Genomic DNA, 25,595 nt, shown 5'->3' on the forward strand with positions numbered 1-25,595 from the left:
TCCTCCCGGTTCTCGGGGACAACAGGGCGTGGCTGGGTGGGCGAAGGGGCATCATCCGGTCGAGGCTTCGCCGCGTTGTCCGGCCGCCCGCACGATGTCGCGCGGCTCCGCCTTCTTGTCGCGCAGGTCCCGCCCGGTCAGCGTCAGGAACACGCTTTCAAGGCTGGGCCGGTCGATAGAGACGGTTTCCAACTCGCCCGCGAAAGCGGCGAGGAAGGCGGGCGCGAACGCGGCGTCCTTGACCTCGATGACCAGCGAATTGCCCGAGCGGATCGCCTCGGGATGGCGCGCATGGATGCGGTCGGCGGCCTCCGCATTGAGGGCGGTGGCGCGCAGGAACTCCTTGCCATGGGCGGCTTTCAGCTCTTCCGGCGAGCCCTCGGCCAAGACCTTCCCCCGGTCGATGATGCAGACCGCGTCGCAATATTCCACTTCCTCGAGATAATGGGTGGTGACCACGATGGTGAGATTTTCCCGCGCGCGCAATTCACTCAGATACATCCAGATGCGCTCGCGCGACTGCGCGTCCAGCCCGACGGTCGGCTCGTCGAGAAACAGGATGCGAGGCTCATGCAGCAGGCCGCGCGCGATCTCGAGGCGCCGTTTCATGCCCGAGGACAATTGACGCGCCAGATGCTCGCGCCAGTCGCTCAACTCCACCAGCTCCAGCATCTCCTCGATCCGCCGCCGGCGATCGGCCAGCGACATGCCATAGACGAGGCCGTGGAAATTGAGATTCTCCTGCACGGTCAGCCGGTCGTCGAGGCTGGGTTCCTGGAACACCATGCCGATGCGCTGGCGCGCATCCAGCGGGTTGGTGAGCACATTGACCCCCGCCACCTCCGCCACCCCGGAATCGGGGCGCAGGATCGTGCTCAATATGTGCAGCAGCGTGGTCTTGCCGGCCCCGTTCGGTCCGAGCAGAGCAAAGAGCCGCCCCGCCTCGACCTCAAGGCTCACATCATCGAGCGCGAGCGTCCGCCCATAGCGCTTGGACACGCCCCGGACGCTGATATTGGAGGCCCGCTCCGCAGGCCCGGCCTCGGATGATGGCGACGGAACTGGACGTGGTGTCATGAAATTACCCCGGCCGCGCGCAGATCGCGCAGGAAGAAATGCTCGACATTGACCGCCGAACTGATGTGGAAATAAAGCCCCTGCCAGTGCAGGCATGCCTTGCGCAGGCTGTCGCTCCAGGTGGATAGCAGCCGACGATAGGCGGCGACGGCGTCTTGGTCGATGGCCATCTCGATCTCCTCGCCGCTTTCGATCTCGCGCAGGCGCATGCGGCCCTCGCCGGCCGGGGCGGGGTCGATCTCGTCGGGAGCGTGGATATTGACGGCCAGGATGCGATGGCCCCCCGCCCCCAGCAGGGTGAGCGCCGCCTCGGCGTCCTCATCCCACCAGTCGCTGATCAGCACCAACTGGCTGCGTCGCGGGACATGGGCGGCGGCGAGGCGCAGCGCGGCGCTGAACGGCGTCGACCCCTTGGCGTCCTGCCCGGCCAGCCAGCCGAAAGCCCATTCGGCCTGGTTCGCTCCGCTCAGGCGCGGCGACCAGTGCAATTGCCCGTCGGCGAACAGGCCGATCTCCACCCGGTCGCCTCCCGCCAGTCCAATAAAGGCGAAAACCTGCGCCAGGGCCAGGGCGGTGGCGAATTTGTCGGGCGTGCCGTGCCGCATCGAGCCGCTGGCGTCGACGACGATGGCGATGGGCAATTGCCGCTCGATCGCATATTGGCGCACATAGGGTTCCCCCAGCCGCGCCAGCAACCGCGCATCGAGATGGCGGGTATCGTCGCCCTCGCGATAGTCGCGATGCGCGGCAAATTCCAGCCCCGCCCCGAGAAAAGCCGAGCGCCGTTCGCCCGAGCCCACCGAAGCCTCGGCGCCGGTCAGAAAGCGCGAGGTCGCCAGATGCTCCAACAAGGCTGGGTCGGGCACGGCCATCAGCCCTTCACCGCGCGCTCGAAGAGATCACGCATGAAGGCGTCCAGGTCGACCCGGTCCGCCCGCCCCTCGAAATTGAGCTGGATACGGTGATGCGTGGCCGGGGCGAGCACGGCGCGGATATCGGAGAAATCCACATTGTAGCGCCCTTCTAGGAGGGCGTTCGCCTTGGCGGCGAGGACGAGGGCCTGCGCGCCGCGCGGGCTGAGCCCGAAACGGATATAGCGATTGGTCTCGCGTGTCGCCTTGGGCGATTGCGGCTGCGTCATGAGGGCGAGCCGGGCGATGGCGTGCCGCACGTCCTGGGCGATCGCCACCGCGCGCACCAGATCCTGCAGACGCTCGATCTGGGCCGGGGTGATCTTTTGGCCGACCATGGCGGAGCGCTGGCCCGTGGTGGCGAGCAGGATGTCGGCCAGGGTCTCCTCGCTGGGATAGTTGACCGGAATGCGCAAGAGGAAGCGGTCGATCTGGGCTTCGGGAAGGTTGTAGGTTCCTTCCATCTCGATGGGGTTCTGCGTGGCGAGCACGAAGAAGGGCTGCGGCAGGGGCATGGACTTCCCCCCCACGCTCACCGTGCGCTCCTGCATGGCCTCGAGCAGCGCTGACTGGGTGCGCGGGGTGGCCCGATTGATCTCATCGGCCAGAAGCAATTGCGTGAACACCGGGCCGGGCTGGAATTGCAGGGTGCGGCCCCCATCCTCGGTGGGCGCCAGCACCGTCGAGCCGGTGATATCGGCCGGCATCAGGTCGGGGGTGAACTGGATCCTCGCCGTCTTGAGGCCGGTGACCCCCCCCAGGGTCTGCACCAGGAGCGTCTTGCCGGCGCCTGGCGGGCCTTCGAGCAGGGCATGGCCGCCTGCCATCATGCTGATCAGCACCAGGCGGACCACTTCGTCCTGGCCGATCAGCACGCGGCCGATCTCCTGCATGCTGGCGTCCAGCGCGCGCAAAAGCCCGTCCAGATCGTCGGGAGGGCTGACGGCTTGCGACGCGAATGTCATGGCTCGACCTGTAAATGTTCGACGCGAGACCCGCGCCGAAGCGCCGCGATCCGTGTGATTGCAAGAACTTGGATGGTGGTGAAGAAAGCCATGCCGGGTCAAGACCTAATTTTTCATGCCGCCGCGCGAGACCGTGCGCCGCCGCCAGGGGCGCCAGGAATAGCGGATGGCCAGTTCCACGATGAAAACCAGGCTCGCCAGCACCAGCAGGGCCGGCCAGATCACCGTTTCCACCCATCGCCAGACGGGGTTGCCGAAGATGGGGGCCTCGGGATCGAGCGTCGTGCCGCCCGTCGCGCGGGCGAGCGTGAGAAAGCCGGTGGCCGAGGCATCCGCCGCCACATGCGCCGGATAGGCGACATGAACCGCCGTCTCCGCCGCTCCGGAATCGGTTTCAACAGTGATGTGATAGGTCCCCTCCCGCGCCGCGACGAACGTCCCGCGATAAAGGCCCGGCTCCTCCTCGATGAGGGTGACGGCCTCTTCTCTATCCGCGTGGCTTACCATTGCCCCGACCGCCAGTCCGGCGTGCGGCAGGCCGTCCTCGTCAAGCGCCGCCAGCCGGATGTCGATCGCGTCGCCGCGCCGCTCGGTCCCCAGCGTGAGCCCCGGCCGCTGATTGGGAGCCAGGTGAAACCGTATGGCCTCGGCCCAGAAGGCGGCATAGGTGTCGATATCCTGCCAGCGGCGGCTCCACGCGCCCGTCGCATCGGTGGTCAGCGCCAGAACCTTGCCATTGCCATAGCGCCAATGGGCCAGGAGCGGCATGGGCTCGCCCTCCTTGTCCGGCGTCATCAGCGCCACGGTCGCGCCCGGCTTGGGGGAAGTGAGGACGAAGCCCTCGATCACCGGCAGATCGGCGGGCAGCAGACCGAGATAATCGTCGCGGGGACCGCTCCAGAAGGGTTGGGTCGGGCCCTCCTCGACCGGCGCGGCGGAAAACAGCATCGCCTCCTGGGCGAGGATCGAGGGCAGCGAGGCGAAATCGGTGGTCGTGTGGAAATTGCCGCCGCCGAGCCGCGCGATGGTGTCCACGATGGGGATGGCGCTGCCGCTGCCGATGGCCACCGTCGAGACGGTGATCCCGGCCTCGCGCATGGCGGTCACCAGGGGGGTGAAATCGGCCGGCTGGGTCAGCCCGTCGGTCATCACCACCACGTGCTTGACCGGAGCCTCCGCATTGCGCAATTGCGCGAAGGCTTCCTCGAGCGCTGGATAGATGGCGGTGCCGCCGCCGGGTCCGAATCCCGCCAATTGCTGCTCGAAGGCCTGGGGGTCGCCGATCCGCTGCAGGGGCACCACCGTCTGCGCCGTGTCGTCGAACACCACCACCGCCACGCTGCTCTGGGGATTGAGGCGCTGGATCGCCGACAGGGTGGCCTGCTTGGCAATGTCGAGCCGGGTCGAATTGGCCACCGCCTGCTGCATGCTGCCCGACCGGTCCAGCACGAACACCAATGCCGCTTCCGGCGCTTCGCCGGGAATGTCGCTCGACAGCGGCGAGAGCCGGTCGATGGGCGTTTCCAGATAGCCGCCGGGGCCGAAGCTGGTATCGCCCCCGACCAGCAGCACCCCGAGCCCCTGATCGCGCACACCGGCTTCGAGCAGTTCCTGCTGCGCGGTGGTGAAGGCCCGGGCCGGCACGTTGAGCAGAATAGCGGCGCGATAACGCAGCCAGTCCTTGGGATAGGCCGGATAGCGCGATGGGGTGAGAATCTGGCTTTCAATCCCCTGCGCGGCCAGCGCGTCGGCCAGCGCCGCGCCCTGCTCGGTTTCGGCGGCGAGAATGGCGATCGTCCCCACCGGTGTTGGGGTGACGGCGGTGCCGTTGCGCGCGCCGGTGGTTGCTGATGCACCCTCCACCGCCACCTCATAGAGCGCCGTTTCCGCACCGATCCCTTCGATGACGCTTTCCACCCTGTTGGGCCCACGCTCCAGTGTCACCGCCTGGCTAGTCAGCAGCTCACCGTCGCGGAACAGGGAAAGTTCGGCCTCCATCTGGGCGGGGACCGTGACCACCGCCGACAGCAGCACGTCGTCGCCTTCATAGACGAGGGGCGGCACCTCCACCCGGTCAACGCGCACCGGGGCGTCGCCTGCCGCAATGAAGGGCACACGGTCGACGGTTATGCCGCGCTGTTGCAGCCGGCCCATGGCGGCGGCGACATCGGCGGCCCGCGTGATCCCGTCATCGCCCACGATGAGCCGGCCGCGGCCCGGGGGCAACAGGGCGCCAGCCACCAGCAGCGCATCCCCCATGCCCGCCGCTGCGGATGCGGAGGGTGCTGGACCCGCATCCCCGCCCAGATCGCGCCGCACATGTGCCGGCATGCCGCCCTGCACCACGGCGAGGTCCTGCCCGAAAAGGATATTGCCGTCCGGCCAGGCTGCGCCTTGCGTATCGAGCACCGCCACGGGCTCGCGCAGGCGCGGCAGGTTCGGCGCGGGAATCAGCACGGCAAGGAGGATCAGCGCGATCGCCCCGCCCCGCAGGATAAGGAGGGAGCGCTTGCGCGTGCCCGGCCGCCGATAGGCGAGGATCGCCTCCAGCGCCAGAACGCCCAGCGCGACCAAGGCGGCGATGCGCCAGAAGGCGACCGGCCGCGACGGGGTTTCTGCGGCCGCATCGGTCATCGGGTGCAGGTCGTCCGGACCGGGATTGACCGCGATATGCTGCTCTCCCGCCGGGCCGGACAGGAGATAGAGGCCGGCATGCGTGGGCACGAACCGCCCGTCGCGCGAAAACCTCGCCTGCGCCGGGAGATCGAAAGCCAGGTTCTCGGGCACCGGCCCATCGAGCCGGTCGATCTCTCCCCCGATCAGGCGGGCATCGACGCCGCACGGGCTGCCCACCACACAAGGAAGCGGTATCTCCGCGCCCGCCGCGAGGCCCGACCAGCGCACGAAGCGATTGATCAGCGCCGGCAGGCTGGCCCGGTCCACCCAGTTCGATCGGCCGGGCGCGAAGGCGATCCGCAACTGGCGGCCATTGGGATCGGTCCAGGCCGCGACCAGCGGCCAGTGCTCGGCTTCGAGCAGGATCACCGCGTCTTCGCGCGCCGGGACCGCATAGGCTTCGGCGATCCGCAGCGCCGCCCAATCCATGCCCTCGCCCAGCAGATGATCGGTGCGCCAGGCCACCGGGTCGGGTGCGGCCACCGCCGCGGGCGTTTCGACATCGGCCAGGTGCGCGCTGCCCACCCAGATCGTGTTGGTCGCCGGGGCCGTGCCGACCGCCACCCCGTCGACGATGGCGAGGGCATAGCGGGCGCTGTCGGATGGAACCTCCGCCGCCGGATGCACCACGGCGCCTTCGATCGACTCGATGACGCGCCGCCAGACCGGATCGATATCGGGGCCGACATAGAGCACATCGATGATCCGCTCATGGGGCGGCACCGGCAGGCGCACCACCGCGTCGAGGGCTGGCGCCTCGCCTTCGATCTCGGCGATCAGCACGCCGGCGCCCGGCAGGGTCAGCGCGTGGGAGAAGGGGAAGGCGCGCAAGGCCGGTTCACCCTCGCCGCCCGGCCGGGGACGGCCCTCGGCAACCGTGAGGCGGGCCCAATCGATCGGGGTGTCGGCCCCATCGGGGAGGAAGCGCAGGACGAGGGGCATCTGGTTGCCCGCCTCGGCGCTGGCCGTGGTGATCGCCCCCGTCACCGTCCACGCGCCGGCGGCGGCGTCCACCGGTTCGAGCTGGACGGCAAGGGTAAGATCGTTTCGCCCGACTCCGGCTTCTATCCGGTCGAGGATGACCGGGGGGCCGAGATCGGCGAGGGCGGATGGCACGCCCTCCGCGCCGACCAGCGTGATGCGGGTCGCTTCCCCGGGCCGGATCACCGCCGCGGCCAGCCGCGCCGCGCCGGCCCAATCGGCGGCGCCATCGTCGGGCGCCAGCGTCTCCAGCACCCGGTCCAGATCGTCGCCATGGGTCTGACGGGCCAGCACCATATCGGGCACGACGCCGGCGCGGATGAGGGTGAAGCGCCCGGTCGCCGCCTCCGCATCGGCACGCCCCATGGCGGCGATATGGGCGAGAGCGGCGGCGAAGCGGGTGCCCTCCTCGCCCGTCGCCTGCATGTCGGCCGAGCCGTCGAGGACGTAGATCGCGTGATCGATGCGGTTCGCCCCGTTCCACAACGGCTGCGCCAGGGCGAGGGCGAGGGCCAGCATGGCCGCGACCTGCAGCAGCAGCGGCAGGGAGAGAGGTGGGCGCTGCCAGCGCTGGCGCGCCGCCGTCTGGGCGGGCGCGAGACGGCGCCACAGCATCAGGCTGGCCACCTCCACGCTGCGCTTTTGCTGCATGTGCAGGGCAATGATCAGTCCCGCCAGGAGGGCGAGGGCGAGAAAAGCCGGGGCCAGAAAAATCATGGAAGTATAGGCCCTTCATCGGGCTGGACGGGGGTGAAATAGCGCGACGTGGCCACGCGATCGCCGGCCTGAACGAAATCGCGGTCGGGTTGCAGGCCGGCCGCCGCCGGGCTGTCGGCCAGGGACTCGGCGCCGTCTCCCGCCTGCAAGCCCTCCATGGCCGCAGGGGGCAGCGTCATGTCGATCTTGATGCGCCGCCCCGCCCCGGTTTCTGCAGCCTCGAGGATCATCTCGCTGCCCTGCCGCTCCTCGGCGACGAAAGGCGTCGCCTGTAGGGCCTGCGACCCCAGTCCGGCCATGTCTCCGCCCCCGGCTCCCGATTGGGTGGAGGCGCCCACCGGTGCGCCCTGGGTCGGCGCCTCGCGCGCCTCTTCGTCCTCATCGGTCGGCATTCCCGGCAGGGTGGGACCGTCCATGGGCGCCGAGGCGACCGCATCCTGGGATGCGGTGAGCGCGCCGGCGCCCTCGGCCACCGCCATTTCGGCCGGCGGCTCCTCATCGGCGCGGGTCGGCGCCGGCGGCGTGTCGTTGGGCTGGGATGGCTGGCGCCGGCGTTCCTGATAGTCCTCGATGCGGTTGGCAAGGCTTTGGGTCGGCGAAGGCGCATCGGCGATCCAGGCCGGTGGCGTGTCGCCATAGCCCATGCGCGCCATCTCGATCAACTCCTCGAAGCGCCGGTTCATCTCCTCCTGGGAGAGGCCGCGTGTGGCCTCGCGCAACAGAGTATCCAGCTCGCTGGCCGCCACCATCAGCGCATCGACGTCCCGGAGGGTCGAGTCGATGCCGATCTGGCGCGCCGCCGCCGCGATGTCCTCGATGGTGACGCTGGGAGAAGCGGTTGCGGTTTCGGCGACGGCTTCGCCTGTTTGGGGCTCAACGGTTGATGGGGCCGGCCAGGGCAGCAGCCCGATGGCCACCAACAGGGCCGCGAGCCCCGCCCCCAGCGTATACCGGTCGGCGAGGGGAGCCAGTCGGGAAGGTTCGACGCCCGCCACATGCCGGTTGGCGTCGGCCAGCAGCGCGCCGGACAGCAGGCCATCACCGGGCCCCCGGGTCTCCTGTTCGAGGGCGGAGGTGAGCCGGTGCTGGAGGCCCAGCCGGTCGTCGCTGTGCCGCGCGACGCCCCAGAGCCCGTTGCCAAGGCCCGCGCGTCGGCGCCAGGCAGTCAGCGCACTCGCGCCGGCCAGCACGGCACCGGCGGCCAGCAGCACGCCAGCCGGCCAGAACGCCAGCGGCCGGGGCCCCAGCAGGGCCCAGCCCAGGCCGGCGGCGGCGGCAATCCACAATACGGCCTGCATCAGGCGCCTAGCGCGGTCCCTCCGGACCACGACCGCGAGCCATTGCAAGAAATGCGACTCCATCCCCCCTCCATGCAAATCGGAGCAGCGCCATTAAGCGGCACTGGTTCCCAAGCCGCAAGGGGCGATGTTACAATTTGAGGAATGCGCGTTCCCTTAGGGACCCAACCCCAGCCGGGCCGCATGCCAGGAGGCCTCGGCGCGCGAGGAGATGCCTAGCTTGCGATAAATGCTCTTGATATGGCCTGCCACGGTATTTTCCGAAATGTCGAGTGCGGCGGCCACTTCGCCATTGCGCAGGCCACGCCCGATCAGCGCCAGAACCTCGCGCTCGCGCCCGGTCAGATCGTCCTCCGGCGCGGCCGGGCCGGTCCGCTTGAAATGCTCCATGATCCGGCGCGCCACCGAAGGAGAGAGGGCCGGGATGCCTTCCGCCATCTGCTTGAGTTGGCGGATGAGCAGATCCTGGGGCTGCTCCTTCAGCAGATAGCCCTGCGCCCCGGCTGAAAGCGCGCCGACGATGGAGGCATCGTCCCCCATCACCGTGGTGACGACGCACACCGTCTGGGGGCGGAGCAGCCTCAGATTCCGCAGCACGTCGAGGCCGGAGCCGTCCGGCAGGCCCAGATCGATCAGCGCCACGTCATAGTCGCGCGCCGCTGCCTGGGCGATGCCGGCCCGCATGCTGGCCGCCTCGTGGATCTCGCATTCGGGAAAGGAGGCGTGGACGATCTCGATCAGCCAGCGGCGCGTTTCACTGAGGTCTTCGACGATGAGTATCCGGGTCATTGGGTATTTCGTTCCGTATCGGCGGGGAAAACCGCCGCGATGCGCGTGCCCCCGGCGCCGCTCGCGACGGTCAGCCGCCCGCCCAGCCCGCTGACGCGCGCCTGCATATTGGCAAGGCCATTGCCGGCCTGGACGCGATCGGGATCAAAGCCGCTCCCATCATCGGCGACGGACATCGCTATGGCCTCGCCTTCCAGCCGCACAACGATGCTGATGGTGCGGGCTTTTCCGTGTTTGAGCGCGTTGTGCACCGCCTCGCGCACGATCGAGCGCAGCGTGTGCGCGGTGGCCAGCGGCAGGACCGCCGGCCCGGCACTCTCGGCACGCCATTCCATGGCCACCCCGGCGGCAAACAGATGCTCGGAAATCTGCGAGCGCAGATCGGCCAGGAGTTCGTCGAAGGAGAGATCGGGGTTGGAGGCGTTGTTGACGATGTCGCGCAGGTCGGTGAGCGTCTCGCGGATCATCAGGTCCTTGCGGCCGTAGTCGGTGCTGTGCAAAGCGCCCATCAGCTGCACGCCGATATTGTCGTGGATGTCGCGGGCGATGCGCTCGCGCTCCTCGGCGACACCCTTTTCATAGGCCTTGCGGCTTTCCAGCGCGTTGGCGAGCATGGCGGTCAGCTCGGCGGCCAGTTCCGCATCGCGCAGGGAGAACAGCTTGCTTCCCCCATCCGCATAGTCCAGCCGGTATCCCGGCAACCCGCCGGGCCCGGGTACGGCGAGGGCCAGCCCGTCATCGACGAGGGCCGGGGTCCGTGCCTCGTGGCCGGGGGCGATCGAAAGCGGGCGGAAGGCGTCTTCCAGGAGGGTCCGCCAGCGCGCCTGCTGGTCGCGCCCCGGCGGGGTGAGCGCCACATCCATCACCTGCCGGAAGAGGTTTTCGCGGGCCGGCTCGGTGCGACGCAGCACGAGGCGGGCCAGCATGTCGCGCAGGGGCAGCCAGGCGAGAGCGACGACCAGCAGCGACAGAGCGAAGGCGGGCGCGCGTTCGTCGACGATGGTGACGATAAGGATCGCGTCGATCACCAGCAGCAGCAGGACGCCCACCACGTAAAAGAGAATGCGGAAGGCCCATTCATCGAGCTGGAACAGCCGGAAGCGGGCGACGCCGAGCGCTACCCCCACATAGATGAGCAGGAAGAACAGAAAGGCCTCGCCCTGGGAGAGGGCCGCGCCCAGCCCCAGAAGGGTGGGGGCGATCACCGTGGCGACGAAGGCGCCGGCCCCCACGGTCACCGCCAGCCCGAGCCAGGTCAGCGCCGCCCGGTCGCGCGGGTTGCCGCGCGTGGCCCGGAACTGGAGGCCGACCAGAACGATGATGGCGAGCATGGCGACGACGATGGGCAGGTGGCGGCCAAGGCCGGGGCCTTCCACCCATTCGAGAAGGTCGACCAGTTTCCAGGCCCCCAGCACGAGGGCGGGAACCCAAAGCCAGCGCGGGGCCACCAGCTTGCGCGGATAGATGAGGAACAGCCCGATCATCCCTACCCCGAAGGTCAGCGCGCCGATGGAATTGAATGCCGACAGCACCCGGAACAGCCCGCCGGGAATGGCCAGCTCCCGCGTGGAGTAGACCGCGGCCGGAAAGGCCGAGATCATCAGCCCCGCCCCGGCGATGGCCAGAAAGCGGGGCGCCCATTCGCCGTGCCGCAGAGCCCAGATCCAGGCGCCGATCCAGAACCCGGCCAGCCCCACCCCGATCTGAATCCAGAAGGCCAGCGGCAGCGAGGAGACCGGCCGCTGGCGCTGCGGATCGATCCGATGGGTTTGCGCCTCCCCGAACATGGGCTGGATCTCGAGATCCACAAAGGGCTGCCGCAGGATGGCGGCGATCCGGTCCTGCCGCGCGAAGAAGGCGCTCATATCGGCATAGGTGGCGAGCGCGTCCGGTTCTTCGAGGAGGTCTTCGGGCCCGATGGGTATGCGCGTTCCGTCGAAACCGGTGATGGCCACGAGGGCGGAGGTGGAGGCGGGAATGCCCGCTCCCGGCTGTTCGGCCGCCGGGCTGCCACTGCGTATGCCTTCGATCCAAACCCCTTCGGAGGGGACGGGAATGGCCAGCCTGGGTTCGTCGGTCAGCCGGAGCCCGACAAAGCGCTGGTCCATGGCAAGGCCCAGCATGATCGCCGCCAACAGCGTGCCGACCATGACGGCCGACCACAACAGGACATTGGGCGTGAAGCGAACCGACAAATGCTCAAATCCCCCGGCGTTGACGCTCGAGCCCATACCCGACGCGCCGCGAACCCGTGTACCACATAGCCTATGGACGGCCTCTCCCTCCATGGCCCCCCTGAACAGGGGGGTGCGCCGAGGCCCCTCCTGCCCGATCCTGCCACAATGGCTGGCGGCCGCCAGCGGGGAAATGATCTTCAAGGGGGAATTGATGAGGATCGCGCGCAAATTGTCGACCGTACTGGCCCTGTCGGGCCTCCTGCTGGGCTTGGCATCCGAGGCGTGGGCCGCCTGGGTCACCGAGTCCGAGAAAGGCGAAACCTATCGGCAGGGCCGGGCCGGTGTGATGGCCACGGACGGCGTCACCCTGCTCGAAGTGGGCTGCTATCTCGAGCAGGGCGATATTGTGGGGGAGCTCTATCTGACGCTTTACACCGGAGAGGATTATGACGACACCGCCTCCTATGAGGATTGGGTGACCTTGACGGTCAAAACCGGCACGGTGGCGGTTGAACTCGCCTATGCCATGCCGGGGCGCGACATCGACGAGTTCATCCTCGATGTGAGCGAACTCGACGAGGAAATGGTCTGGGACGCCCTGGTGGCGATCGAGGAAGCCACCGGCATCATCGAGGTTTCCCTCGGCACTGCCCAGGTTTCCTTTCCCCACGACAACGCGGCCCAGGCGGTCGGCACCATCCTCGACATGTGCTGAGCCGGGCATGCGACGGCGTCGGCGAGGCCGGATCAGGCCTCCGGTTCGGGGCTGTCGCGCAGCGGCGTGGTGTCGTTGGTCGGTACGATCTGGCGTTCGATCATCCTGTGGACATTGGGATGATCGGGGCCGCGATGCAGGGCCCTGATCTTGTCGAAATTCTCCGCGTCCGCCTTGGTGCGGCGCAGATTGTGCCGGACATATTCCACCCAGGTCGGCACGTGATAGGATTCGACCCAGATATCGGGCTGTTCGAGATCCCGCAGGATCGACCATTGCCGGGCGCCATCGCGGATGCGGATGCGGCGGCGCTCGCGCATGAGGGCCAGAAACGCGGGGATATCTTCCTGGGCGATATGATAGTCGACCATGATCTGGATGGGACCGCTGCTCGGCCTCAGGTCGAGCCTGAGCATGGGTTCGTTGAAGGTGTCGAGCGGGCTGAGGTCGCGCGAATTGAACTGCGGCAGGACGAGGCGCAGCCCGACCAGCCCGCAACCGATCAGCACCATGGCGGCCAGCGCCAGGGCCCAATCGGGACCCAGGGCGTCGGCACTCAGCCCCCATACCCAGCTTCCTGACGCCATGCCCCCGAACGTCGCCGTCTGATAAAGCGACAGGGCCCGCCCCACCACCCAGCGCGGCGAGGAGAGCTGGATGGAGACGTTGAACAGGCTCAGCGCCAGCACCCAGCAGGCCCCGGCGGGCAGCAGCACCAGATGGCTGACGGCGACGTTGCGGCTGAAGCCCAGCCCCACAGTGGCCAATGCAAAGCCCAGGCAGGCGAGGCGGACGATGGATTCATTGCTGAATTTGGCGCGCAGGCGGTTGTTGAAATAAGCGCCGACAATGGCGCCGATGCCGAAACAGCCCAGCAAGGTGCCATAGACCATGGCGCCCCCGCCGACATATTCGGCGGCCACCGATGGCAGCAGCGCCAGGATGGCGATGGCGGAAAACCCGAACAGAAAGCCACGGAACAGCACCGTAAGCAGGTTGGGCGACATCGACACGTATCGCAGTCCCGCCCACATGGCGCTCCCCATCCGCTCGCGCGGCAGTTGCGGCCGGGCATATTGCGGCTTCCATCGCGCCAGGGCCGCGATCAGCGGCAGATAGCTGACGGCGTTGATGACGAAGGCGACCGCCGCCCCGGCCAGGGCGACGATCAGGCCGCCCACGGCGGGGCCGACGCTGCGCATCATGTTGAAGCCGACGGAATTGAGCGTCACGGCGCCCGGCAGTTCCTCGCGCGGGACCAGATCGCCCATGGAGGCCTGCCAGGAGGGGTTGAACAGTGCCGTGCCGCAGCCGATCAGGAAGGTGAAAGCCAGAAGCAGCCAGGGGGTGAGCAGGCCGAGCCAGGTCATCACCGCCAGGCCCAGCGACACCACCGCCATGGCGGACTGGGCGACCAGCATCACCGTGCGGCGGTCGAAATTGTCGGCCAGGGCGCCCGCGGCGATGGAAAACAACATGATCGGAAGGGTGGTCGAAGCCTGCACCAGGGCGACCATGTTGTGGCTGTCGGTCAGCGTGGTCATCATCCAGCCGGCGCCCACCGCCTGCACCAGGCCGCCCAGATTGGACGCCAGCGTCGCCAGCCACAGCAGGCGGAAGGACTCGTGCTGGAAGGGGGACAGCATGGAGGGGCGGTTGGTCATGGCAGGTCTATGGCCGCAAGCAGAAAACACTCCGGCCAATCTGCGCCATTTGGCTCAAGACCGCCATCCATCGATTGCCGATTGTCCTCAGAGGCGGATCGTTCCCGAAATCGCCTGGGAGATGGTGGCCGCGGTTCTGAGGAGGGCGGGGAGGGCCTTGAAAAGCTCGTCCTTGTCGCGCGTGGCGATGCTGATCGCCGCGACGGCGTCGCCGTTCGAGAGGATCGGCGCGCCGAGGCAATAATTGTTCTCGATGTGCTCGGCGTCGTCGAAGGCATAGCCATTCTTGCGGATATCGGTGAGCTGCTCCTTGAGGGTCGCCGGATCGGTGATCGTGTTCTCGGTGAATTTGCGCAGCGGCAGGGCGAGGATGCCGTCGACCGCTTCACCGGGCATATAGGCCATCAGCGACTTGCCGAGCGAGCTGCAATGCATGGGCGTTTGCCGGCCGAACCAGGTGTAGATGGTGGGGAATTCCGGCTTCTCGAACCCGCCGAGATACATCACCTCCCCATCGCTATGGATGCCCAGATGCCCGCGCAGGCCGGTCTGCAGCGTCAGGGGATAGAGGTGCGACAGGGCGACTGAGCGCAACTGGTTCTGGTTGAGATAGCTGGCCGCGAGGGGCAGGGTCTGCGGCCCGATCGCGAAGCGCGACGAGCCCGGGGCGGATTGCTCCACATAGCCGGCCTCGAGCAGCATCTGGACCGTCCGGTGCACCGTGCTGCGGTTGAGGCCGGTCAGCCGGGCGATGGAGGCGACGGCCAGCGGCTCCTCGCTGCGCGAGAGCACTTCGAGAATGTGAAAGGTCTTTCCGAGCACCTTTACCCTGGCGCCGGTCGGCTTGTCGGCCGGCCGACCGGTCGCCGGCAAAGCGTCTGGGAGAATCTTGCTCAAGGTCACGTCCACTTCTGCCTCCCGAGCGGGAACTGTCCGGGCCGATCCGGACGGGGAGTAAGAGATGCGTCAAACTAGTGATTTTGCGCCGCCATGTCCACGAAGCGGGCATGGTCTCTGATGCCCTATGGCAGGATCGCAAGGGCCGGGCGCGGATATGCGCCCGACCCCGTGTATAGAGATGCTGCTATTGGCCGCGTGCCGGAAGGCCGATGATCTCCCGGGCTTCGGCCGGGCTGGCGATCTCGCGGCCCATGTCGCGGCCGATCCGGGCGATCTTTTCGACCAGTTCGGCATTGGTGCGCGCATATTCGCCCGAGGTGAGGAAGGGATTGTCCTCCATGCCGACCCGGACGTGGCCGCCCTGCGAGATCACCGCGCTCAGCACGCGCCAGTGCTCCTCGGGGTCCATGACGCTGGCGTTCCAGTTCGAGCCCTTCGGGAGATGGCTGCGCATATAGACCACGGCGTCGGCCGTCGGCGGGGTCCAGGCGCCGCCCTTCCAGCCGAAAAAGCAGGTGATCCAGGCCGGCGCGGCGAGGATGCCCTTGTCGATCATGCGCTGGGCGTTCCAGAAACCGCCGGTGTGGAAGGCCTCGACCTCGATCTTGACGCCCAGTTCGGCGCAGAGCAGGCAGTATTCCTCCAGTTCGGCGCGGGTATGGGTGCCGTAGATTTCCTTGGGAATCCTGTTGGGATCGTAGTCGAAGCATTCGTCATGGGCGACGAAGGCGACCGAGAGCATGTCGGGCGTATAGGTGCGGATCAGCTCCTTGCGCTGTGGAAAGCGGCCGCTGGCGATGCCGTACTGCATGATTGTGTCGCGATCGGCCGAGATCATGCCCGCCATTTCACCCCAGCCCGGAATGTCCAGGGTCGACAGGCGTGTGCCGTCCGGCTGGATCGCATCGTCCAGGCGCCGCGGGCCATGGATATGACTGATCGCCGCGCCGGCGTCGATGCCGCGATGATATTCCTCAACGACGGCCTTCATGCCTTTGGGGGTGGGGTTGTGAGGGTTTCCCGGAAATGCCGAATCCGAGTCGCAGGTGACGGTGATGATCAGTTTATCCACGCTTGCAGCCAAAACAGCCCAATTCCGGACAAGAGAGAATGAAGCGACACGCAAAACCCGCCGTTCCGCGGGGGGTTCGGCAGAAAAAGCGAAGCAATAACAATGGCTTAGACTTGGTGGCGGTGCATGAAGTCATATGCGAACTGATCTCAGCGCCATTTCCCTGCTCAGTAGGCTGTAAACAGCGAAAATGAGCAAAATTTAGCTTCCTCGCCGTATCCCCCGCCATAGAGTGCGTGGAATTTCAAAGAGATGTCCCTAAATTTCCCTACTCGAGGTAACAGGGAAATAATCTACAATTGCAAGGAAGTAATGCCGCTCAGCAGGGATCGATAATGCGCGCCACCACTCACGTAAGCAGGTCAAAGCGATCGCGGCAAGCATCAAGGAGTTCGGTTTCACCAACCCGATCCTTATCGATGAGGCCGGCGAGATCATCGCCGGCCACGGCAGGTTTGAGGCGGCTCAGCATTTGGAATTGGTTACGGTCCCCGTCATTCGTCTCCTGGGTCTGGCTGAGGTGCAAAAGCGGGCGCTGAGGCTGGCTGACAACAAGCTGGCGCTGGACTCTGTCTGGGACGTTGAGCTTTCTGGAATGACCGGGAGTGGTCATCGCTCAGCGCCGTGGCCCGCGCCATCACCGGCACCCATTGGTCGGGTCCTGCCTTCTTCGGCTTGCGCAAGAAGGTGGAAGCGGCATGAAGCGGATCCGCTGTGCCATCTATACCCGCAAGTCGAGCGAAGAGGGGCTCGAACAGGATTTTAACTCCCTCGATGCCCAGCATGCCGCCTGCGCCGCCTATGTCGCGAGCCAAACCAGCGAGGGCTGGACTCTGATCGACAAACGCTATGACGATGGCGGCATCTCGGGGGGAACCCTCGAACGGCCGGGGTTGCAAAGATTACTCGCCGACATCGCGGCGGGCGGGATCGATATTGTCGTGGTCTATAAGGTTGATCGCCTGACACGATCCCTGCTCGATTTTGCAAAGCTCGTCGAAGCCTTCGATAAAGCCGGCACGAGCTTCGTGTCGATTACCCAGTCCTTCAACACCACGACCAGCATGGGGCGATTGACGCTCAACATGCTGTTGTCCTTTGCCCAGTTCGAGCGTGAGGTGACCGCCGAGCGCATCCGCGACAAGCTGGCTGCCTCGAATGCCCGTGGCATGTGGATGGGTGGGACACCGCCACTCGGCTATCGGCCCGATGGTAGAACCCTGGCCATTGTCGATGTGCACGCCGATCTGGTCCGGCAGATTTTTGCGCTCTATCTGCACCTGGGCAATGTCCGCCTGCTGCAGAATGAGCTTTTGGATAAAGGCATTATCAAGCCGGTGCGCATCAGCAAGGCCGGACGCTCGTTCGGGGGCACGGCCTTCACCAGAGGCGAGCTCTACGCCATGCTCTCCAACCCCATCTATATCGGCCGCATCCGGCACAAGGACAAAATCCATAACGGGTTGCACACGCCGATCATCGATCAGGATCTCTGGAATGCGGTGCAGGCCAAACTGGCCGACAACCGCACTGGCAAATCCCATATCCGGGCGGCAGCCCATCCCAACCTTCTGGCCGGAAAACTCTTCGATGATGCCGGAGAGAAGATGGTGGCGTCCCACGCCAACAAGGGCGCCAGGCGCTATCGCTACTATGTCAGCCGCGCCCTCCAGCATGGTGGCGATGCTGCAAACAATAGCGGCATCCGCATTCCGGCACCCGAAATCGAATCCCTGGTCTGTACAAGATTGGCCGAGCTATTCGATGATCCCTTCAACCTTGTTGAGGGCATGGCAGTACCGGATATGGCGCCCGATACCATCGCCAAAGCCGTTGCCGAGGCCAAAATCCTGGCTGGAATGCTACGTAGCTCAGACCCACAACCACTTGTCCAACTGACCGAAGAGATCGTCGAGCGCATCGATATCGGCCCCGGGGCCATCACCTTGTCGCTCGACAGCCAGAAGATCGCCGGGCTTTTAGGCTTCGATTCAGGAATCACGTCGCCTTCATCGCCGCTCGAACTCACTGTGCCAGTCCGGCTGAAACGCTCCGGGCTCGCGATGCGTCTTATCCTTCCTGGCGGTGAGCATGCAGCCTCTCGGGTTGATGACAAACTCATCAAAGCCATCGCCAGAGCCCATGGATGGTGGGCAGAGTTGATGGACAACCCTCAGCTGGGTATCGCAGATCTTGCTGCCAGGCATGGCATCACCCAATCCTGGGCAACCCGCATGCTGCGGCTCGCCTTTCTCGATCCGGCTATCGTCGAATTGATCCTCGACGGCAAAGCGCCCGCTCACTTGACGCTCGGGGCGCTCAAAGACGCCGAGGCCGTACCGACGCTGTGGTCCACTCTGCGGACCCAGCACCGCATCTCCATCGCCCGCTGACACCGCAAATTCCGGACCGGCACATCAGCCGACGAGAAACCGGCCGAATTCTCTCGCAAAACAGCGCTATTCCGGACCAGAGAGAACGCAGAGGCAGGAAAAACCCCGCATTCTGCGGGGCTTTCGATGCAAAAAGCAAAGCAATAACAAAAGCTTAGACTTGGTGGCGGAGAGAGAGGGATTCGAACCCTCGAGACGGTTACCCGCCTACACGCGTTCCAGGCGTGCGCCTTCGACCACTCGGCCATCTCTCCGATCGCATGCCCGATTATCCGGGATTGGATGCCGTGCCAAGGGGGGATGGCGTTTTTTCGCGCTTTTGATGCATCTTTTGCCCGGGAGCCCGCGTTCGCCCCGAAAAGAGGCGCCGCGTTAATCTCGTGCGCGGAATCCGGTTGCTGGGGAGCGGGGGCGGCGTGGTAGGGTGGGCGCGGCCGTTTTCCCGGCGCGAATGGATGTTGTCATGCGTAGCTTGCTCAAACTGATCTCCGCCCTGTGTTTCGCCTTCGCCCTCATCCTGCTCATCGCAGATGGCACCGCCATGCTGGCCGAGGACGGGTTCGTGGCGACGCCCCTTGCCGCCACCATCGGCTCCATATTGCCCGGGACGCTCGAAGCCCTGCAGCTCAGCGTGCAGCAATACACCCACCCGCTGCTCTGGGATCCGGGGCTGACGGTGGTGCTCTCCTGGCCGGGCTGGGCGGTGCTCGGCGCCGTGGGCCTGCTGCTGGCTTTGATCGGGCGCAGCCGCCCCGCCGTCAATACGCTCAACATCGAGGATTATTGAGCCGGAACCGGGCGGGATTGTCAAAGCCGCGGCAAGAGGGCTAGACTTGCGGCGGTAGAGATCGTTTTTCGAGGGGAATGACGATGGTTCGACCGATCCTTCTGGTGTTTTCCCTGCTTTTGGGGGCCGTGCTCGCCTCTTGCGCGACCTTGTCGGAAGAACAATGCCAGGCCGGCGACTGGCGCGCCATCGGCTTTAACGATGGCAGCCGGGGCCGGCCGGCCGACTATATCGCCAATCATGCCGATGCCTGTTCCGAATATGGCATCGCGGTGGATCAGGCGCTCTATGCCGATGGCCGGCAGGACGGACTGCGCCAATATTGCCGGCTGGCCAATGCCGAGGCCGAGGGGCTGTCGGGGGACCGCTATTACGGCGTCTGCCCGGGGGAGTTGGGCGTCTCCTTTGCACGGGTGCATCGCGCCGCCGACGCGATCCACGAGGCGACGGCCCGGATCAACTCTATCGACAGCCGCATCACCAGCCTGATCGGCCGGATCGGCCAGCCCGACCAGACGCCGGAACAGATCGAAGCGCTGCGGCAGCAATTGCGCTCGCTGCAGGCCGATCGCCGGTCGCAGCAATCGCGCGTGTGGAGCCTCGAGCAGCAGCTCGCGCAGATCCGCCGGGTCGAGCAGGCCCGCCTGGCCAGCCTGGGCATTTCGGCTTGATGGCCCGACCCCGATAAAAAAGGCCCCGCGAAGGGGGCCTTTTCCGTGTGGATTTGCCGCTGGCGTCAGGCCTGGGGTTGCTTCACCAGACGCAGATAGGGACGGACCTCGTTCCACCCTTCGGGGAATTTTTCCTTGGCCTGCTCGTTACTTACGGCAGGGACGATAATCACGTCCTCGCCATTCTTCCAGTTGACGGGAGTGGCGACCTGGTGCTTGGCGGTCAGCTGCAGGCTGTCGATCACCCGCAGGATCTCGTCGAAATTCCGGCCGGTGGAGGCGGGATATTCGAGCTTGAGCTTGACCTTCTTGTCCGGGCCGATGACGAAAACCGAGCGCACGGTGAGGGTGTCGTCGGCATTGGGATGGATCATGTCATAGAGCCGCGCCACCGAGCCGTCATCGGCGATCAGCGGGAAATTGAGCGCCGAGCCCTGGGTTTCCGCGATGTCCCTGGCCCAGCCGGCATGCTCTTCGATCTTGTCGACGGAAAGCCCGAGAACCTTGACGCCGCGCTTGTCGAATTCGGGCTTGAGCTTGGCGGTGTAGCCCAGTTCGGTGGTGCAGACGGGGGTGTAGTTCTTGGGGTGCGAGAACAGGACGGCCCAGTGCCCGTCGATATAGTCGTGGAACCGGATCTCGCCCTCGGTGGTCTGGGCGGTGAAGTCCGGAGCGAGGTCTCCGAGCAGAATGGACATTGGCTTTCTCCTTGTTTTTGCGCGCCAAATTCAGCGGCGGAATGCTCTGGCCGACACTATGGGCCCGATCGCGTTGCGATGAAGCGGGGGTTGGGGAAAAGTTTTCGCCCATCGGCGCCGACTGGCGCGATACCATTCGCCTGCGGTCCCATGCAAGAGCATGAGGCCCGAATGTTGCTGTGTAAATGGCGGTTCCCACGCATGATATGCTTGCAAGATTGGCCCATAATTCGCAATGTTCGGTGATATGGTGAAACGGACTTCTGTCAGCGAGGGTGACATGCACAAATTCAAGATTGTCGAACGCAAGGACGACCAGTTCGGCGTCCAGTTCCTGTACAATTCCGAAGTCATGATGTGGTCGGAAAGCTACAAGCAGAAAGCCAGCGCCAAGAACTGCATCGACTCGACGCGCAAGAACGCCCCCGAGGCCCCGCTCGTCGACCTGACCAAGGACGAGGAGCCCAAGGGCTACCGCTTCGAGATCGTCAAATCCAAGAACGACCAGTTCTTCGTGCGCTGGGTCGCCTCCAATGGCGAGACGATGATGATTTCCGAAACCTATACCGACAAGCGCAACGCGATCCAATGCGCCAACTCGGTCAAGGAACGCAGCCCCGACGCACCGGTCGAGGAATAGGGCCGGAGCTTCCGGCCAGGGCGGGGCGCGCCGGCCGGAAGCGTCCCCCCGCGCCACAAGGGAGATACCGTGCCGCCGCGCCAGGACACTTCGCGCAGCAAGCTCGACGACGCCGCCCGCGCCGGCTGGCTCTATTATGTCGCCGGCAACACGCAGGACGAAATCGCCGCCAAGCTCGGGGTCTCGCGCCAGAGCGCGCAGCGCCTCGTCTCGCTGGCCATTTCCGAAAAGCTGATCAAGGTGCGGCTCGACCACCCGATCGCCGCCTGCCTCGAACTGGCCGCGCGGCTGAAAGACCGGTTCGGGCTGAGCTTTGCCGAAATCGTGCCCTCCGATCCCGGCCACCCCGACACTACGCTGGGCGTGGCCGATGCCACGGCGGCGCAACTGGAGCGGCGGCTGGCCAGCCCCGAGCCCACCATATTGGGGGTCGGCACCGGCCGCACGCTGAAGGCGGCGGTGGAATTGCTGCCCGAGATGGATTGCCCGCAGCACAAGATCGTCTCGCTCACCGGCAATATCGCCCCGGACGGCTCGGCCGCCTTTTACAACGTGATCTTCTCTTTGGCCGACAAGGTGAAGGCGCCGAGCTTTCCCATGCCCCTGCCGGTGATCGCCGCCTCGGAACGGGAAAAGACCCTGCTGCATCAGCAGGTGGGGATCGAAAAGAACCTGGCCCTGGCCCGCGAGGCCGATGTCTGGTTCGTCGGCATCGGCGATCTCGGCCCCAACGCGCCGCTCTATGAGGACGGCTTCGTCACCCGCAGCGAACTCAAGGCCTTGCAGAAGGCGGGGGCGGTGGGCGAGATGCTGGGCTGGGTCTATGACGCGCAGGGGCAATTGGTGGCCGGCATGACCAATGAACGGGTCGCCTCGGCGCCCCTGCCATCGGCCGAAACGGCCATGGTGATCGCCGCGGCGCGCGGGCGCGACAAGGTCGAGGCCATCGGCGCCGCCATGCGGCGCGGGCTGGTGGGCGGACTGATCACCGACGAGGACACCGCCGCCCGACTCCTCGCCTGAGCGGCTCCCGGGCCGGATAACCCAGCGTCCCGCGCCCAATCTCCCCGCAGCATTTCCCATCGTCCGACCCCCAGAGCGGGGGCGGACATTTGGGCATTTCCCCAGGCTTCGGCAAAGGGGCTTGACTTTATGTGTCAGAAGATGAGTAATTGCCCATGCGTATAGCAAATGCTCAGATTGGAGCATGAGGGAGGATTACCTTATGAAGTTACGCTCGATCATTGTCGGGTCGTGCTCGCTGTTTGCCCTGGCGGCCGGCGCGCAGGCCCAGTCCCTGACCATCGCGACCGTCAACAATGGCGACATGATCCGCATGCAGGGGCTTTCGGACCGCTTCACCGAGGCGACCGGCATCGCCGTCGACTGGGTGACGCTGGAAGAGAACGTGCTGCGCCAGCGCGTCACCACCGACATCGCCACCGGCGGCGGCCAGTATGACGTGATGACCATCGGCGCCTATGAAACCCCGATCTGGGCGGCGCAGGGCTGGCTGGCCCCGCTCGACGATCTGGGTGCCGACTACAATGCCGACGACCTGATCCCCGCCGTGCGCGAGGCGCTTTCGGTCGATGGGGTGCAATACGCGTCCCCCTTCTATGCGGAAAGCGCCATGATCATGTACCGCACCGACCTGTTCGAGGCGGCCGGGCTGGACATGCCGGCCGAACCGGCCTGGGAATTCATCGGCGAGGCGGCCCGCGCCATCACCGACCGCGACGCCGAGATCTACGGCATCTGCCTGCGTGGCAAGGCCGGCTGGGGCGAGAACATGGCCTTCCTCACCGCGCTGGCCAATTCCATGGGCGGGCGCTGGTTCGACATGGACTGGGAGCCCCAGTTCGACAGCCCCGAATGGCACGAGGCGCTGAGCTTTTATGTGGATCTGATGACAGAAGCGGGCCCTCCGGGCGCCTCCTCGAACGGGTTCAACGAAAACCTCGCTTTGTTCCAGCAGGGCAAGTGCGGCATGTGGATGGACGCGACCGTGGCCGCCTCCTTCGTCTCCAACCCCGATGACAGCCAGGTCGCCGACAGCGTCGGCTATGCGCTGTTCCCAACCAATGGCCAGTTCGACAATCACGGCAACTGGCTGTGGGTGTGGTCGCTGGCCGTGCCCGCGAGCTCGCAGAACATCGAGGCGGCCAAGGAGTTCATCGCCTGGGCCACGTCCGGCGCCTATCTCGACATGGTCGCCGAGGAGGAAGGCTGGGCCAATGTGCCCCCGGGGACCCGCACCTCGCTCTATGAGAACCCGGCCTATGCCGAGGCGGCACCCTTCGCCGAGATGACGCTGGGGGCCATCAACTCGGCCGATACCGCCAATTCCTCGGTGCAGGACGTGCCCTATGCCGGCGGCCAGTTCGTGGCCATCCCCGAATTCCAGGGCATCGGCACCGCGGTGGGGCAGATCTTCTCGGCCGCGCTGGCCGGGCAGACCACGGTCGACCAGGCGCTCGAACAGGCGCAGCAGACCACCCGCATGGAAATGGAACGGGCCGGGTATTACCGCTAGGCTCGGTTTGGGGGCGGGCCGGGCGCTCGTGTGCTTGGCCCACCCCCACCCCTGACCCCTCCCCGCAAGGGGGAGGGGAATAGAAGGGGATGAAGGTGCTGCCTTCTGTTTCCCTCCCCTTGAGGGGGAAGGACTAAGGGTGGGGTGGAGCGGCAGGCGCGAGCGCCGGACGCAGACAGGGAGAGGACTATGGCAACGGCTCAGACCCGCATGGCGGCGCGCTTCATGATGGCCCCCTCGGTCATCGCGCTGCTGATCTGGATGATCGTGCCCCTGTCGATGACCATCTGGTTCTCCTTCCAGTGGTACACGGCCTTCCGGGCCCCCGAATTCACCGGCTTCGACAACTACGCCTATTTCTTCGCCAATCCCAATATCTGGACGGTGTTCCTCAACACGCTGATCCTCGTGGGCGGGGTGCTGGCCATCACCCTCGTCGGGGGCACGCTGCTGGCGCTGCTGCTCGACCAGCCGATCTTCGGCCAGGGCCTGGTGCGGCTCCTGGTCATCGCGCCCTTCTTCGTCATGCCCACGGTGTCGGCGCTGGTGTGGAAGAACATGCTCATGCACCCGGTCAACGGCCTGTTCGCCTGGATCGCCAAGGTGCTGGGCTTTTCGCCGGTCGACTGGTTCGCCCAGGTGCCGCTGTTCTCGGTGATCATCATCGTCGCCTGGCAATGGCTGCCCTTTGCCACGCTGATCCTGCTCACCGCGCTGCAATCGCTCGACGAGGAGCAGCGCGAGGCGGCTGGGATGGACGGGGCGGGGCCCATCGCGCTGTTCTTCTACATCATCCTGCCGCACATGTCGCGGGCGCTGACCGTGGTGATGCTGATCCAGACCATCTTCCTCCTATCGGTGTTCGCCGAAATCTTCGTCACCACCAATGGCGGGCCGGGGGTGGCCACCACCAACCTGCCCTTCCTCATCTACCTGCAGGCGCAGTTCCAGTATGATTTCGGCCTCGCCTCGGCCGGCGGCATCGTCGCGGTCATCCTCGCCAATATCGTCGCGATCTTCCTGTTGCGGGTCGTCGGCAAGAACCTGGAGGCCTAGGACATGGCCCGCGCCGTCTCGACCCGCCGCAAGCTCGCCTTCACCGCCCTGGCCTGGATCGTCGCCCTCGTGGTGTTCTTCCCCATCCTCTGGGCTTTCCTCACCAGCTTCAAGACCGAGGGTACGGCGATCGCCGCGCCGCCCAAATTCCTCTTCTTCGAATGGACGCTGGAGAACTACCGGACGGTGCTGGAGCGCTCCAACTATTTCCGCTTCCTGGGCAATTCGATCATCACCGCGGTGGGGTCGACCCTGCTCGGCCTCGTCGTCGCTATTCCGGCCGCCTGGGCCATGGCGTTCTCACCCACCAGGCGCACCAAGGACGTCCTGATGTGGATGCTCTCGACCAAGATGCTGCCGGCGGTGGGGGTGCTGGTGCCCATCACCATGCTGTTCCGCATGATGGGGCTGACCGACACCCATCTGGGCCTCGTTCTGGTGCTGACGTTGATCAACCTGCCGATCATCGTCTGGATGCTGTTCACCTATTTCAAGGAAATCCCCGTCGACATCCTCGAGGCGGCGCGCATGGACGGGGCCAGCCTGCGCCAGGAGGTGATCTATGTGCTCACCCCCATGGCCATACCCGGCATCGCCTCGACGCTGCTGCTCAACATCATCCTCGCCTGGAACGAATCCTTCTGGACCATCGTGCTGACCACCACCCAGGCGACGCCGCTGCCGGCCTTCATCGCGGCCTATTCCTCGCCCGAGGGACTGTTCTGGGCCAAATTGTCGGCCGCCTCGATGATGGCCATCGCGCCGATCCTCATCATGGGCTGGTTCAGCCAGAAGCAACTGGTCCGCGGCCTGACCTTCGGCGCGGTGAAATAGACCCCATCCGCACGGCGGGCGCCGGGAAAGAGAGAGAC

General features: G+C 66.0%; 21 protein-coding genes, 1 tRNA gene and 1 pseudogene. 11 read left to right on the top strand and 12 right to left on the bottom strand.

Annotated elements, in window-relative coordinates; genetic code table 11:
• Nucleotides 1–51 precede the first annotated feature (51 nt).
• From DVH29_RS03040 to DVH29_RS03070, 7 genes are all read right to left on the bottom strand, one after another.
• Nucleotides 52–1,077 (bottom strand): ABC transporter ATP-binding protein, encoded by a 1,026-nt coding sequence (locus tag DVH29_RS03040; RefSeq protein WP_114644690.1) that lies wholly within the window; start codon nucleotides 1,075–1,077, stop codon nucleotides 52–54.
• On the bottom strand, nucleotides 1,074–1,949 hold the full coding sequence (locus tag DVH29_RS03045; protein WP_114644691.1) for a DUF58 domain-containing protein: 876 nt from the start codon (nucleotides 1,947–1,949) through the stop codon (nucleotides 1,074–1,076). The genes DVH29_RS03040 and DVH29_RS03045 overlap by 4 nt, the downstream gene beginning before the upstream one ends.
• Nucleotides 1,949–2,953, bottom strand: a complete 1,005-nt coding sequence (locus tag DVH29_RS03050) for an AAA family ATPase (protein ID WP_114644692.1) — start codon at nucleotides 2,951–2,953, stop codon at nucleotides 1,949–1,951. The genes DVH29_RS03045 and DVH29_RS03050 overlap by 1 nt, the downstream gene beginning before the upstream one ends.
• Nucleotides 2,954–3,058: 105 nt before the next feature.
• Entirely contained in the window at nucleotides 3,059–7,327 is a 4,269-nt protein-coding gene (locus tag DVH29_RS03055) for a VWA domain-containing protein (RefSeq protein WP_114644693.1), read from the bottom strand.
• A complete protein-coding gene (locus tag DVH29_RS03060; RefSeq protein WP_147275990.1) occupies nucleotides 7,324–8,625 on the bottom strand; it encodes a hypothetical protein in 1,302 nt (433 codons plus the stop codon). Before DVH29_RS03060 ends, DVH29_RS03055 begins: the two co-directional genes overlap by 4 nt.
• A 156-nt stretch (nucleotides 8,626–8,781) precedes the next feature.
• Nucleotides 8,782–9,414, bottom strand: coding sequence for a response regulator (locus DVH29_RS03065; RefSeq protein ID WP_114644695.1), 633 nt, complete (start codon nucleotides 9,412–9,414; stop codon nucleotides 8,782–8,784).
• Nucleotides 9,411–11,609 (bottom strand): sensor histidine kinase, encoded by a 2,199-nt coding sequence (locus DVH29_RS03070; RefSeq protein WP_158541538.1) that lies wholly within the window; start codon nucleotides 11,607–11,609, stop codon nucleotides 9,411–9,413. The genes DVH29_RS03065 and DVH29_RS03070 overlap by 4 nt, the downstream gene beginning before the upstream one ends.
• A 193-nt stretch (nucleotides 11,610–11,802) precedes the next feature.
• Here DVH29_RS03070 and DVH29_RS03075 point away from each other — a divergent pair, with 193 nt between their 5' ends.
• Nucleotides 11,803–12,306 (top strand): hypothetical protein, encoded by a 504-nt coding sequence (locus tag DVH29_RS03075; protein WP_147275991.1) that lies wholly within the window; start codon nucleotides 11,803–11,805, stop codon nucleotides 12,304–12,306.
• 32 nt (nucleotides 12,307–12,338) lie between these two features.
• Here DVH29_RS03075 and DVH29_RS03080 read toward each other — a convergent pair whose 3' ends face one another.
• From DVH29_RS03080 to DVH29_RS03090, 3 genes are all read right to left on the bottom strand, one after another.
• On the bottom strand, nucleotides 12,339–13,970 hold the full coding sequence (locus tag DVH29_RS03080; protein ID WP_114644698.1) for an MFS transporter: 1,632 nt from the start codon (nucleotides 13,968–13,970) through the stop codon (nucleotides 12,339–12,341).
• Between the two features lie 87 nt (nucleotides 13,971–14,057).
• On the bottom strand, nucleotides 14,058–14,867 hold the full coding sequence (locus DVH29_RS03085) for an IclR family transcriptional regulator (RefSeq protein WP_147275992.1): 810 nt from the start codon (nucleotides 14,865–14,867) through the stop codon (nucleotides 14,058–14,060).
• A gap of 187 nt (nucleotides 14,868–15,054) precedes the next feature.
• Nucleotides 15,055–15,942, bottom strand: a complete 888-nt coding sequence (locus DVH29_RS03090) for a beta-keto acid cleavage family enzyme (protein ID WP_158541539.1) — start codon at nucleotides 15,940–15,942, stop codon at nucleotides 15,055–15,057.
• Nucleotides 15,943–16,324: 382 nt separating this feature from the next.
• Here DVH29_RS03090 and DVH29_RS16560 point away from each other — a divergent pair.
• From DVH29_RS16560 to DVH29_RS03105, 3 genes and pseudogenes are all read left to right on the top strand, one after another.
• Nucleotides 16,325–16,381: pseudogene (locus DVH29_RS16560) on the top strand (hypothetical protein); the annotation flags it as partial.
• A 185-nt stretch (nucleotides 16,382–16,566) separates the two neighbouring features.
• Nucleotides 16,567–16,644, top strand: a complete 78-nt coding sequence (locus DVH29_RS03100; protein ID WP_199562516.1) for a DUF2924 domain-containing protein — start codon at nucleotides 16,567–16,569, stop codon at nucleotides 16,642–16,644.
• A complete protein-coding gene (locus tag DVH29_RS03105; RefSeq protein WP_114644701.1) occupies nucleotides 16,641–18,335 on the top strand; it encodes a recombinase family protein in 1,695 nt (564 codons plus the stop codon). The genes DVH29_RS03100 and DVH29_RS03105 overlap by 4 nt, the downstream gene beginning before the upstream one ends.
• Before the next feature lie 164 nt (nucleotides 18,336–18,499).
• On the opposite strand, the gene DVH29_RS03110 is transcribed toward DVH29_RS03105, so the two are convergent.
• Nucleotides 18,500–18,589, bottom strand: a tRNA-Ser gene (locus DVH29_RS03110).
• A 209-nt stretch (nucleotides 18,590–18,798) separates the two neighbouring features.
• Here DVH29_RS03110 and DVH29_RS03115 point away from each other — a divergent pair.
• Both DVH29_RS03115 and DVH29_RS03120 read left to right on the top strand, forming a co-directional pair.
• Complete coding sequence (locus DVH29_RS03115; RefSeq protein WP_147275993.1) at nucleotides 18,799–19,122, top strand: hypothetical protein; 324 nt, start codon at nucleotides 18,799–18,801, stop codon at nucleotides 19,120–19,122.
• Nucleotides 19,123–19,205: 83 nt separating this feature from the next.
• Nucleotides 19,206–19,793: a DUF2799 domain-containing protein gene (locus tag DVH29_RS03120; protein ID WP_158541540.1), complete on the top strand. Its 588-nt coding sequence runs from the start codon at nucleotides 19,206–19,208 to the stop codon at nucleotides 19,791–19,793.
• A 65-nt stretch (nucleotides 19,794–19,858) separates the two neighbouring features.
• Here DVH29_RS03120 and DVH29_RS03125 read toward each other — a convergent pair whose 3' ends face one another.
• Nucleotides 19,859–20,491 (bottom strand): peroxiredoxin, encoded by a 633-nt coding sequence (locus DVH29_RS03125; RefSeq protein ID WP_114644704.1) that lies wholly within the window; start codon nucleotides 20,489–20,491, stop codon nucleotides 19,859–19,861.
• 280 nt (nucleotides 20,492–20,771) lie between these two features.
• Here DVH29_RS03125 and DVH29_RS16780 point away from each other — a divergent pair, with 280 nt between their 5' ends.
• The 5 genes from DVH29_RS16780 to DVH29_RS03150 all read left to right on the top strand — a co-directional run bounded on the left by DVH29_RS16780 (nucleotide 20,772) and on the right by DVH29_RS03150 (nucleotide 25,557).
• Complete coding sequence (locus DVH29_RS16780; RefSeq protein WP_114644705.1) at nucleotides 20,772–21,131, top strand: YegP family protein; 360 nt, start codon at nucleotides 20,772–20,774, stop codon at nucleotides 21,129–21,131.
• A gap of 69 nt (nucleotides 21,132–21,200) precedes the next feature.
• Nucleotides 21,201–22,154, top strand: a complete 954-nt coding sequence (locus DVH29_RS03135) for a sugar-binding transcriptional regulator (protein WP_114644706.1) — start codon at nucleotides 21,201–21,203, stop codon at nucleotides 22,152–22,154.
• A 202-nt stretch (nucleotides 22,155–22,356) separates the two neighbouring features.
• Nucleotides 22,357–23,667: an ABC transporter substrate-binding protein gene (locus DVH29_RS03140; RefSeq protein ID WP_114644707.1), complete on the top strand. Its 1,311-nt coding sequence runs from the start codon at nucleotides 22,357–22,359 to the stop codon at nucleotides 23,665–23,667.
• 189 nt (nucleotides 23,668–23,856) lie between these two features.
• Nucleotides 23,857–24,723, top strand: a complete 867-nt coding sequence (locus tag DVH29_RS03145; RefSeq protein ID WP_114644708.1) for a carbohydrate ABC transporter permease — start codon at nucleotides 23,857–23,859, stop codon at nucleotides 24,721–24,723.
• A 3-nt stretch (nucleotides 24,724–24,726) separates the two neighbouring features.
• Nucleotides 24,727–25,557, top strand: a complete 831-nt coding sequence (locus DVH29_RS03150) for a carbohydrate ABC transporter permease (protein WP_114644709.1) — start codon at nucleotides 24,727–24,729, stop codon at nucleotides 25,555–25,557.
• Nucleotides 25,558–25,595: the final 38 nt, after the last annotated feature.

Source organism: Pelagibacterium lacus (genome assembly GCF_003345525.1).
Lineage (GTDB): Bacteria > Pseudomonadota > Alphaproteobacteria > Rhizobiales > Devosiaceae > Pelagibacterium > Pelagibacterium lacus.